A 12,389-nucleotide genomic window follows, 5' to 3' on the forward strand; every position below is an offset into this window, starting at 1 on the left:
AATAAATACGATACCAGATTATTATACTAAACCAACTGATCCGAAAATGAACAAAAATTTGAAACGGTTATTCCTGATTTGCCTTCTTGCTACCAGTTCAATGGTATCTGCACAGAAGACATTTACGAATCCCCTGCTACCTTCCGGCGCGGATCCATACAGCATTCATAAAAATGGCTACTACTATTATACCCATACAGTACAGAATAAGCTCATGTTATGGAAAACCAAAAATCTGGCTGACCTTGCAACAGCGGAAAACAAAACAATATGGACGCCCCCAGCCGGGACGATGTACAGCAAAGAGCTATGGGCACCGGAACTACACTACATCAATGATAAATGGTATATGTATTTTGCCGCAGATGATGGCAAAAACGATAATCACCGCATGTATGTGATTGAAAACGCCTCAAAAGATCCTATGCAGGGAGAATGGACTTTCAAAGGGCAGGTTGCCACACCCGACGACAAATGGGCGATTGACGGTGATATTTTTGAAGTGAAGGGTCAGTATTATATGATCTGGTCAGGATGGGAAGGCGACAAAAATGGCCAGCAGAATATATACATTGCGAAAATGGATAATCCCTGGACCATTTCCGGAGAACGTACCAAAATTTCGGGCAGTGATTACGAATGGGAAAAACACGGTGATCTGAACGACCCGAATAACCCGCCGCACGTGAACGTAAATGAAGGCCCTCAATTTCTGAGAAACAAGGATAAAATTTTCATCATTTACTCTGCAAGTGGTTGCTGGACGGATTTCTATGCACTTGGAATGCTCCAAACTACGATCTCCTCAGATTTGATGAAAGCCAGCTCGTGGAAAAAATCCCCTGAACCGATTTTCAGGCAATCTGCTGAGAATAAAGTATATGCGCCGGGACACAATTCGTTCTTCAAATCTCCTGATGGAAAAGAAGACTGGATACTTTACCACGCCAACGCAGAACCCGGACAAGGATGTGGCGGCTTCCGCTCTCCGCGTGCGCAGAAATTTACATGGAATAAAGACGGCACACCGAACTTTGGCATACCAGTAAAAGCAGGAACTAAACTGGCAGTTCCTGCTGAATAAAATTTATCCGGTTACTTTTTCGCATAACTGGCCGGATCAAGGGAAGCGGGTGCCCACTGCTGGAAAAATTCAAGCACTTTGGCAGGGTCGTGCCCCTTCCCTTTTTCAAGATAAGCAGAGTTCTGTGTATGAATCCGCTTTCCTTTTCCATCTAGAATCACAAAAACAGGAAACCCGAAACGCTGGGGATAATCCAGTGAAGCGAGCACATCTTCATTCTTATTTTCAGGACTATAATTAACGTGCAGCATTTCGAAATTATCATTGCGGAATGTTCTGAGCGTATCATTACTGTTCACCAGCTTATCAAAAAGTATGCACCAGCTGCACCAGTTTCCGCCTATCTGCAGCAATACATGCTTGTTATCCTTTCCTGCTTTGGCAACCGCTTCCGCAATCTGCGCTTTTGCATCTGCTTCGGGATGATAGATGGTAGGCTTCTGAGCAAAAGCTGCTACAGACAGCAACAGCATCATTCCAAAAGACAAAGCTTTTACTTTAACCGTGTTCATATCACTTATTTGTTGTTTTAACATTCACTTAAACTGATTGGAATATTCACAGCCAAGCCACCTTCTGATGTTTCCTTATAACGGTTATTCATATCCAGGGCTGTCTCCCACATTGTATTTACTACATTGTCTAATGAAACTTTGGCATTATCCGGATCGCTCTGCAAAGCCAGCTGGCAGGCTGTAATCGCCTTGATTGCACCCATGGTGTTGCGTTCTATACAAGGAATCTGAACCAGTCCGCCGACAGGGTCGCAGGTCATACCCAAATGGTGTTCCATGGCAATTTCAGCGGCCATCAAACATTGCTGTACACTCCCGCCGAGCACCTCTGTAAGCCCTGCCGCAGCCATAGCCGACGACACACCGATTTCGGCTTGACAACCTCCCATAGCAGCTGATATTGTAGCGCCTTTTTTGAAGATACTACCTATTTCGCCGGCGGTCAGCAGAAAGCGGAACACCCCTTCTTCATCTCCCTCACAAAACGCAATGTAATATTGAATAACGGCGGGAATCACGCCTGCGGCCCCATTTGTGGGAGCTGTTACGACGCGACTATATGACGCATTTTCCTCATTTACAGCCAGAGCGAAACAACTTACCCAGTCGAGCGTATACTTAAATCCACTACCGCTCTTCTGAATTGCCACGAGCCACTCATCATAATCCAGACATACTTTTCCATTCAACAGTTTCTGGTTCAAATCTGCTGCACGGCGTTTTACATTCAAACCACCAGGAAGCACTCCCTGCGTTTGAGAGCCATGAAAAATACTGGAACGCATCACATGCCAGATATTAATGAGCTCTGTGCGTATGGTGTCTTCATCACGCCAGTACCGCTCATTTTCCAGTACAATTTCCCATATCGGCCGGTGACACTGCCGATGCCATTTCAAAAGATCGGCTGCGTAATCGACAGGATAAGGAAGAATCGATGTCTGTTGCTCTTCCGGTGCAGCACCTTCCTGAATCACAAATCCTCCGCCAATGGAAAAGTAGGTCTCAGTGATTTCTGTCTGATCTTTACAAACTGCTGTAAAGGTGAGCCCGTTGGGGTGAAACGGTAGGGACTTTTTCATACAGAATACCACATTCTTTTTCGGTAAAAACGAGATCTGAATATTTCTATCCAGTGAGAGCGTTTCTTTTTGTGTAATACCTGCAAGAATGCTGTCGATATCAGTTGTAACTATCGTAACCGGGTCGTATCCTGCTAATCCAAGTATGACGGCGATATCTGTTCCGTGTCCTTTACCTGTTTTGGCGAGGGACCCGTACAAAAATACGTTCACGGATTGTACATGCTGAAGCCCCACGGATTGACGAACTACATTCAAAAATTGCTGCGCTGCCCGCCAGGGGCCAAGTGTATGGGAACTGGAAGGGCCAATTCCAATTTTAAAAATGTCAAATACTGAGATACGCTCGTCGTTCATGGTGCTTCCGGTTAATTATAATCGCGGATTGTTCCCAATCCTGTTTATGCTGGTTTAGTGCCACAAGATACCATGCCAACACCGTTTCAGCTTCATCTCAATGTGGATTTCTGATATAAAACAGGCTCTGCAAATCTATTGTTTACAGAGCCCCTCTTCTGCTTATTTCTATTTAAATATCTGTTGGTATAATTCCTACATTGCCCGTCCAAGTGACATTTCATATAGCAGGGCCCGCGGGCATCTGAGCAGGCTGCAATGGTTTGAACCTATCCGGGTCTTTTTCAAATTGACTGATCTGAAGCAGACTGAAAAGTATATCGCCTTTCAGCCTGGCATCGTTGGTTGCCTTCTGAGTATTCATCCAGACTCTCAGATTATCAATTTCACCCAATACAGTTGCTTTGACGTTGTCGGATGCATCGGTGCGGGCTGCGAGCCCGAGTAAGGCTTTCAAATACACCTTTCTGACCATGCTCTGCAGATCCGCCTGGTGGCCTTTGGCAGCAGATGATTTCCATATCTGATTGTTCAGCTTGTCAATGACTGATATCAATCCTGGTTGTTTTTCGTTTCTCCCATGGTACTCCAGTAGCCTGGCTGCACGCTCGTGATCCAGAATCAGTGCAATGGTCTGACCTGCAAGTGATTCGGCGGCACCGGTCGGATCAAAAGTTACACCTGTGTATCCTTTAAAATTTTCCTGGTTACGCGAATAACCAATCGGATAAGGAGGTAGATTTTTGATAACCTGCTCAGGAATAGATAATTCTTCAGTCGTAATAACGCTGATCAATGCATCCAGTGCTTTCCCTTGCTGAACAGGATCAATCATTTCTGTTACGGGTTGCCCGTCTCCACGCAAGGCATACCGAAAGTTGAGTCCGCCCAGTAAATTAGTAGCAGCCTCAATCTGATAGCGATGAAGTAAATACAACGGAACAAGCACTTCTTCCAATGTTGCCATCGGACGTCCTTCGGGAATCGCCTTTTCCGAGAGGACGGATAGCGCCTTTTTCCGAATTTGCATCAATCTGGTTAATTCTGTCACCGCATCGTTGCTATTATCCCAATGCGCGGAATGTGGGTGAATTCCCAGATCAAACATAAAGACATGTCCTTGCTTAACCGACTCACGAATGATTTTATCCAATTCCGTTTTCTCATTCTGATTTTTATCAAATTCCGTGTAACCCCATATGATCGCCCGTTTGTCATAGCTTCCGATTCCTTTTGAATAAGCATCAGAGATATCAATCGTGCCATCCGCTTTCATGGTGATCTTCGGGAAAGGATAGTCGGTCACCGAGGAGCGCTCGTTGGAGCTTGACATATGATTGTGGTACATACCCAAAGCATGACCTACCTCGTGCGCTGCCAGCTGTTTCATTCTGGCCAGTGCCTGATCTACTGCTTTTTTTAATGCTTGTTTGTCATCGCCGTAAGGTTGAGTAAGACCCTGCAGGATGAGAAAATCCTGCTTATCACGCATGGAGCCCAACGTAACCTGGCCTTTGATGATTTCTCCTGTTCGAGGATCAAAAATACCGATACCGTTCGAAAAGCCGCGCTGCGGCCTGTGCACCCAGTTGATCATGCTGTATCGGATATCCATCGGATCGGCACCATCGGGTAACTCTTTTACCTGAAATGCATTGATAAAGCCTGCTGCTTCAAATGCATCGTTCCACCATGATGTCCCTTCTATAAGTGCTTTCCTGATAGGCTCAGGTGCTCCTTTGTCAACATAAAACACAATAGGCTTGACTGCCTCACTTTTTGCGGCTCCCGGATTTTTCTTTTCAAGTCTCCACCTTCTAATGAATTTTTTCACGACCGGCTCATCAGTTGCTGTCGAGAAATCAAGGTATTCCATGGAGTTATAACCCGATCTGGGATCGAATGCTCTCGGCTTGTAATTCTTATCCGGAAGTTCTATAAATGAATGATGATTTTTCAAGGTAATTGAGCTAGGGTCAGGTGCTTTGGCTGGGGTTCCAGGCCCTCCACTGAAAAAGCTCCGCTCACCTCCACCAGTTCCTGTAAAAGTCAGCAAGGCTTCAAACTCTGTATTGCCCGGAAAACTTTTCGTCCTTTCTATGGCTATGGCCGACCGTGATTCATCGATTCGATACACATTTCCTCCACCCGCAACTGGTGCACCTGGCCTGCTAAAACCGCTGCCACCCAAACGTGCACCTGCATTCTGGCTGTCCCGAAGCAGAAATGCAGTAAGGTCAATCAGCGTTTTTTCTCCCTCTTTTACTTCAGGCTTAAACCCCCAGATGACCGATTGAGGAAACGATTCCGCAACACATCTCCTCTCTGCTTCATACTCTGTATCAGCACGATAATCATAATTGGGCAGTGTGAGGAACAGCTTGGGTCCCACCTTAATAAACTTAACTATCCTATATCCTGCTACAGTACCTCTGTCACCTGCTCCACCACCTCCCTCGGGCATTGCATTCACATACAGGAACTCATTGTTGAGCATTGTGTCTGGTATTTCCAGCAGGATTTTACCCTCTTTTTCATCATAGTAAAATGTGAAATAACCATCATTCTTCTTCATGCCCTGTGTTCGGGCTGCGATAGTACTAATCGCAGATGGCCTTTGAGTAGAAGCAGGAGCTTGCGCAAATGAGGTAAAATTTCCGATGAGCAAACCGGCCAGTATTGGTAGATATAATTTCATTGTGCTGGTGATTTTCAGTAAGAAAATAACCCCGGCATAATTGCCGGGGTTAAGGTATAGTAAGCGCTTTATCAATATTCAAATTCCTGATGTCCCTCTGAGCATCTGAGGAAATCCATATGTCCCATAATCGGTGCTCCAGGAGGCATTGATGTGACAGACGATGGCTGGAATTTATCCGGATTTCTGTGAAATTCTTCAATCTGCGTCAGACCGAACATCATGTTTGCTTTCTGCTTGGCCGGAGCCGAAGCGACCTTCCCTTTCATCCATTCGCCCAATTCATCTACTTTCAAAAGAGCCTCGCCGCGTACATTTTCAGGCGCTTTGGTATTTGCTGCGAGTGTAAGCAGGTATTTCAACGACAGATTGTTAACCAATGTCTGCAATTCTCCTTTATAACCTGTTGCAGCAGATGATTTCCAGGTGCTTTCAAAAAGTTTATCAATTACAGGCATCAGGCCGGGCTGCTTGCTGTCCCGCGCATTGTATTCGACAAGCCGGGCTGCACGTTCTGGATCCAGAAGATAAGACAGTGTAGTGCCGGCGGCAGATTCGGCAGCGGCAATAGGGTCGAATGTAGGACCGGTATGTCTGTCGAACGTTTCAAGGCCAGCCGGATAACCCGATGGTCGTGGTGGTATCTTTTGAATCAAACCTTCCGGAAGAGCTAGTGCATCAGGAGTAATGGTGCTCAACAGCGATTCCAGCGCTCTCCACTGCTCTTTTGGCTCAACCATACGTGTTATTACCTGACCGTCATTTTTAACAGCGTGGGTAAAATACAATCCTCCTACCGACTTCGCCACGGCTTCAATCTGGTAACGATGCAACAGATAAATCGGTACCAGTACCTCTTCAATCGTAGACATTGGCTCACCTTTCTGTATCGCTTTCTCGGAGAAATTATCCAGCACCTTTCGCCTGACGGTCATGATATTGGTCATCTGATCGATCGGATTGGAACCATCATCCCACTGATGAGAAGTCGGGTGCGTATTCCCTCCAATGTCCGGAATGAAAATATGACCTTGTTTCAAAGTTTCCTGCATGATTTTCTCCAGTCCGGCTTCCTCATTGGCACCCTTTGGAAATTCGGTATACCCCCATATCACTGCTCTGATGTCCCAGCTGCCTATTCCTTTCGCATATGAATCGGAAATATCCACGGTGCCGTCAGATTTCAGCGAAAACTTCGGAAATGGGTAATCCATCACCGACGCGCGATCTTTGGGGCTTGCTGCGAAGTTGTGTGCAAAGCCCAGCGTATGACCAATCTCATGTGCTGACAACTGTCTCACCCGCGCCAGGGCTAGCTCCTCCATGGCTTTGGATGCGGGGTTACCATCTTCGTAGGGTTGCAGTAAGCCTTCTGCGATCAGAAAATCCTGACGGTGACGATCAGAACCAAGCGTTACCACACCTTTAATAATCTCGCCCGTTCTTGGATCAATGTAGGAAGCACCAGAAGAGAATCCACGGGGACTACCGGTACGGTTTATCCAGTTTACAACATTGTAACGAATGTCCATCGGATCCACTCCCTCAGGAAGTTCCTTGCAAATAAATGCATTTTTATAGCCTGCTGCCGTGAATGCTTCATTCCAATAGGCTCCACCTTCGATCAGCGCTTTTTTGATAGGAGCCGGAGCTCCGCGATCGACGTAATACACAATCGGTGTGACCGGTTCACTCACTTTGGCATTAGGATCCTTTTTGAACAGACGGTGTCTTCTGATGAATCTTTTGACCGTAGGCTCATTCATAGGTGCCGAAAAATCCATATAGCTAAAAAGTCCGAAAGCCGATCTCGGATCAAACTTTCTGGTTTGAAAGCCTGCTTCGGGAAGCTCTACAAACGACTGATGCATATTGATTGTGACCGCACTCGGATCCGGAGCCAGACTACCACCACCTCCTCCGAAACGACCCATATTTGGCGCTCCACCCGTGAACGTGATCATGGCTTCAAACTCTGTGTTTTTAGGAAAATTCTTCGTGTTTTCCATAAATACTACCGAGCGGGATTCATCCATTCTATAACTGCCACCCCCTCCGGCCGCAGACGGCTGCACGCTTACCGGTCCGCTTACTCTGCGGATACCAAGTCGCGCTGCAATATTCTGACTGTCACGAATGATAAACGGCGTAAGATCAATCAGCATTTTTTCGCCTTCTACAGCCGTCGGAGAAAAACCGAAGATGACGGATTTGGCAAAAGCATTGTCGACTGCCTTGATCTCATCCTTATTGTCGGTAATAGCACGGTAATTATTAACTGGCTGAACCAGCAAAATCTTCGGACCCACTTTGATGAATTTTGCGATAGCTGAAGATGCCTGGCCCCGCTCAGGACCTCCATTACCAACCCCTTCCGAAAGGGAAGAAAAATAAAGAAACTCTTTATCCAGCTTATCTATCTCGAGGAAGATTTTCCCTGTTTTTTCATCGTAATAAAAATTGAAATAGCCCTCATGCTTTTTCATTCCCTGTGTAGCGGCCGAGATGGACGCAGCAGGTGCTGCCTGTGATCTAGCGGCGGGTGCGGTGCCGGGTGCTTGTGCGTGAGCGACGCCCCCTGCTGCCAGCATAAGCGCCAGCATATTGTAGTTCAACTTCATAATTAAATATTTGAGATGATATGATTGAGCAAAATTGATCGGTGTGATGAATGAGCGCACACCACTTTATACTTTGTTTCTATTACTTTACCAGCTCTGCATTCAGTAAAAAAACCTCTGAACGGTAGTCTCCGGATTGATTTAATAACAATTTCCCTCTGATTTTTACAGGCTTATCGGTATAGGTCATTTCTTTGGACATGTTCACTTCCACCATGGATGGAATATCGCCCTGCCCACAGTAGGGACACTGATCCATGGGCACCACGGCCAACATAAATTCTTTATGATTCAGATCTGCATTGATCGGAATGATATATCCAGGCAACTCAACAACCTTATTTTGCATAGACTGCAATTTAGGTGGAAAGGCAGGTACCATCTTGTAATCCTTGTTCTTCTTATACGTTCTTTCAGCAATCATTTTCCACGTTCCATTCATTAAAGGGATGTGTGTGGGAGGTTGAGCTACAGAATAAGTCATCCCACTAAAAACCATCAGTAAAAACAGAATATATTTTTTGAACATGGTAATCTAACTTTTTGAAATAATTGATGAAATATCGGTTCTGTAGGCCTGTATAGCCGGAAATACCGCGGCAAGAAATCCGATCAATGTACTGCCCACAACCAGATAAAATTCTTGTGGTATCAGCATCCAGCCCGTAAGTCTGGCCTGCGCAGATTCCTGAAAATGACCAATGAGCTGCATACCTGCATGTCCGAGTCCTAAGCCTATGACAGCACCCAGGGAAGTAAGCATCATTCCTTCGAGAATAATGATGCAAAACAATTTTACTGCGGAAGCTCCCATTACACGCATCAATGCTAAGTCGTATTTTCTTTCCCGCATAGAGTTATACAGACTCACAAAAACACTCAATCCTGCCATCAGCATGATTCCCACGGCGAACCATTGCAGTGTATCAACACCAATACCAATCAGTGAAAACAGACGTACACTCTCCTTTGCCGGAGAGGCCGCCTGCATGGATGTTGATTTACTGATCATTGCCGGTAGTAAAACCATGGCCATTCTCGAACGGTATTGTATTAGTAGCGATGTTATCTCCTTTTCCTGATGGTGCTCTTCGTCTTCACTTCCATGCATTTTCCAGACACTTTCCATGCCGGTCAGCACCAGATTATCAACGCTGCTTCCTGTTGGTATAAGAACACCTTTTAAAATGTAAGCGTGGTCTCCATGTATGTCCTGGGCTGAGCTTAAACCATGTGAACCATACAGCTTATCCCCTATTTTCAACTTCCCTATCCGGGCTACCTCTGCACCTACAACCACCTCGAAGTCATCAGACCAAAACTTTCCACTTGCAAGTTGCAAGCTATGTAGATTTATAAAACTTGTATCCGTACCTACAATACGAAATCCTTGATAATTATCTCCCAAAGCCAACGGAACGGCACGACTCACCATGGGATTCCGTGCCAGCTGTTCCGCCTGTTCCAAAGGAATATTCCCTGTTGGAAAATCAACAAAGTAAATGCTACTTAAAATCAATTGTAGCGGACTGCCTTTTGCACCTACCACTAAATCTATTCCGCTGGCATTCCTGCGCAACTTTTCACTGACCTGTGTAGTCCCCAACAAGAGCAACGTAAGTATGCCGATGCCAAAAGAAATCAGCATTACATTCAAAAAAAATGTGAGCTTATTGGCACGCAGATTCTTCCAGCTGATTTCAATGGGCGTCATTCACAGTCAGGTTATAAACATTAGTAAATGCCGTCTTTATGCGGTCATCATGTGTGGATACAAGTAGCGTTGTACGTAAAGAATCCGATAAATCAAGCAGCAGTTTCAGCACAATGTCTGTATTCTTGTTATCCAAACTGGATGTGGGCTCGTCGGCTACCAGCAACCTTGGTTTATTGACCAGTGCACGTGCTATGGAAGCCCGCTGCAACTGTCCCTGACTGAGCTGATGCGGATAGTTGTTTCGCTTCTCATCAATACCCAATTCTGCAAGAATCTGATTTACTTCAGATTCACTTTTCGGGAGTTCAGCAAAGGATTGCGCCAATAACAGATTTTCCTGAATTGTCAGACTCTTAATTAAATGGGTTTTCTGGAAAACCAATCCGATGTTTCTTCCCCGAAAACAGTCCAGCGCTCTTGATGAAAGTGCATAAATATCAATATCATCAATCCTTATCTTGCCTGAGGAAGGTTTGAGAATACCTGTCAGAATATGCAGGAACGTCGACTTCCCACTTCCGGATTCACCCGTTAACAACCATTTCTGTCCCGCACTAATACACAGGTCGCCAAAAGTAATTCTTTCGGCACCTGTATATTGATGAGAAACTGCTTTAACATCCACCATTTTAACTAATTACTTACCGGTGCCTGACGATTTTTCTTCTCTTATGGTCGGATACTTGATACCGAGTTGCTCCAGATAGGTGCCGTATTTCGACGGATCGTAATAATACTTTTTCATTTCCGGTCTAAACTCATTCATGATTTTTTCATTCAGATATATGGCGGGCTTGTCCGTTTTTGAGATCAAAGCAGTGTACTTGGTATCCTTGGTCTGTACATCATTGAAATACGTCCAGGCACTTTTGATCACATCTGGCTTTACAAACAAATCCAGCAAAGTCATCGCCTGTACTTTTGCAGCTGCCGTTACGCCTTTATGTGCAATCGGAGTCGCCATCGCGATTGCATTCGCCCAATGGTGGCCCGGCAGACCGGGGATGTTGGCAGGGAATCGAAGTGTAATGGTTGGAACATTCCAGGATATATCGGCAATGTCGTCGGATCCACCCCCACCCGAAGAGGCAGTGGCCGTAGGTTTTGCCAAAGGGCTCAATGTCGTTGCCAACCCTTTGGTGGAAAGCAGTGAATCACCTTCAGGATTCCGCATTTCTTTCTGCGCTGCTTTTGCCAGAGTCTGATCCGCCTCCGACCATTTCGGCAGACCTACCGCCTTGATGTTTTCATACATCGTTTCAGCCAGTGGTTTGTTGAAATGTCCCGGCCAGGCGCTACCCAATACTTCGTAGGTCATTTTAGCACCCGTCATCTCCCCTGCTGCTTCTGCAATCCGGATGCCGTCGTTGTACATCTCTACGATTTTGGGATACGTTCTTTCCCGGAAATAATACCAAACAGAAGCTTTGGACGGCACCACATTAGGCTGATCACCACCGTCTGTGATTACATAGTGAGATCGTTGGGTAGTTTGCATATGTTCGCGGTGATAGTTCCAGCCAATGTTCATCAGCTCAACCGCATCCAACGCACTTTTTCCACGCCATGGTGCAGCACCTGCGTGAGAAGCCTGTCCTTCAAAATTGAATCGCGCCGAGACCATTCCATTTCCTCCGCCATCGCCATAGGAAACTGACATATTGTTACCCACGTGCGTAAAAATGCAGGCGTCCACATCCTTGAAGAATCCGTCGCGAACGTAATAAGCTTTGGTTCCCAACTGCTCTTCGGCCACACCAGGCCAGACCATAATCGTACCCGGAAGTTTTTCCCGTTCCATGATTTTTTTCAGTGCCAGTACAGCAGTGATATTTAACGGTTGACCTGAATTGTGTCCTTCGCCATGTCCCGGAGCACCTTCAACGATCGGATCATGATAGGCGACACCTGGTTTCTGAGAGGCTTTCGGAATACAGTCAATATCGCTGCCAACTGCGATGATTGGTTTACCTGTTCCCCATTTAGCCGTCCAGGCAGTAGGAATGCCAGCAATACCCATTTCAATCGTAAAACCATTTTTACGCAGAATGTCAGTCAGGTATTTGGAAGTTTCGTATTCCTGAAAGCCCAATTCTCCAAAGCTGAAAACCATATCCACCATCTCCTGAGTGGCCTTTTGACTGGCATCTATTTCTTTGGCCAATTCGGTTTTCAGCGCATCGATTTTAGCCGGTGTCATCTTCTTTTGTGCCGCTACCTGCGAAGGCAACGACACGGCTGCTCCAATAATACAGGCAGCTGCATATCGCCGAAAAACAGCAATTGAAAAGTTATTTTTCTTCATGATCCTAAAA

9 protein-coding genes are annotated in these 12,389 nt (G+C 45.8%); 1 reads left to right on the forward strand and 8 read right to left on the reverse strand.

What is annotated here, in order from left to right; all coding sequences use genetic code 11:
• Window positions 1-46: 46 nt before the first annotated feature.
• Window positions 47-1,084, forward strand: a complete 1,038-nt coding sequence (locus AC1XUE_RS12890; RefSeq protein ID WP_483356388.1) for a glycoside hydrolase family 43 protein — start codon at window positions 47-49, stop codon at window positions 1,082-1,084.
• 11 nt (window positions 1,085-1,095) lie between these two features.
• Here AC1XUE_RS12890 and AC1XUE_RS12895 read toward each other — a convergent pair whose 3' ends face one another.
• The 8 genes from AC1XUE_RS12895 to AC1XUE_RS12930 form a co-directional block, all read right to left on the reverse strand.
• Window positions 1,096-1,596 carry a thioredoxin family protein gene (locus AC1XUE_RS12895; RefSeq protein ID WP_483356389.1) on the reverse strand — a complete coding sequence of 167 codons (501 nt, stop codon included), beginning with the start codon at window positions 1,594-1,596 and terminating at the stop codon, window positions 1,096-1,098.
• A 17-nt stretch (window positions 1,597-1,613) separates the two neighbouring features.
• Window positions 1,614-3,038, reverse strand: a complete 1,425-nt coding sequence (locus AC1XUE_RS12900) for an L-serine ammonia-lyase (protein WP_483356390.1) — start codon at window positions 3,036-3,038, stop codon at window positions 1,614-1,616.
• Window positions 3,039-3,258: 220 nt separating this feature from the next.
• Window positions 3,259-5,736 carry a zinc-dependent metalloprotease gene (locus AC1XUE_RS12905; protein WP_483356391.1) on the reverse strand — a complete coding sequence of 826 codons (2,478 nt, stop codon included), beginning with the start codon at window positions 5,734-5,736 and terminating at the stop codon, window positions 3,259-3,261.
• A gap of 71 nt (window positions 5,737-5,807) precedes the next feature.
• Window positions 5,808-8,357: a zinc-dependent metalloprotease gene (locus tag AC1XUE_RS12910; protein WP_483356392.1), complete on the reverse strand. Its 2,550-nt coding sequence runs from the start codon at window positions 8,355-8,357 to the stop codon at window positions 5,808-5,810.
• 82 nt (window positions 8,358-8,439) lie between these two features.
• Window positions 8,440-8,886 carry a hypothetical protein gene (locus AC1XUE_RS12915; RefSeq protein WP_483356393.1) on the reverse strand — a complete coding sequence of 149 codons (447 nt, stop codon included), beginning with the start codon at window positions 8,884-8,886 and terminating at the stop codon, window positions 8,440-8,442.
• A 6-nt stretch (window positions 8,887-8,892) separates the two neighbouring features.
• Entirely contained in the window at window positions 8,893-10,071 is a 1,179-nt protein-coding gene (locus tag AC1XUE_RS12920; protein ID WP_483356394.1) for an ABC transporter permease, read from the reverse strand.
• Window positions 10,058-10,702: an ABC transporter ATP-binding protein gene (locus tag AC1XUE_RS12925; RefSeq protein ID WP_483356395.1), complete on the reverse strand. Its 645-nt coding sequence runs from the start codon at window positions 10,700-10,702 to the stop codon at window positions 10,058-10,060. Before AC1XUE_RS12925 ends, AC1XUE_RS12920 begins: the two co-directional genes overlap by 14 nt.
• 9 nt (window positions 10,703-10,711) lie before the next feature.
• Window positions 10,712-12,379 (reverse strand): amidohydrolase, encoded by a 1,668-nt coding sequence (locus AC1XUE_RS12930; protein ID WP_483356396.1) that lies wholly within the window; start codon window positions 12,377-12,379, stop codon window positions 10,712-10,714.
• Between the last annotated feature and the right edge of the window lie 10 nt (window positions 12,380-12,389).

This window comes from Dyadobacter sp. HNCC25DJ187, assembly GCF_056895255.1.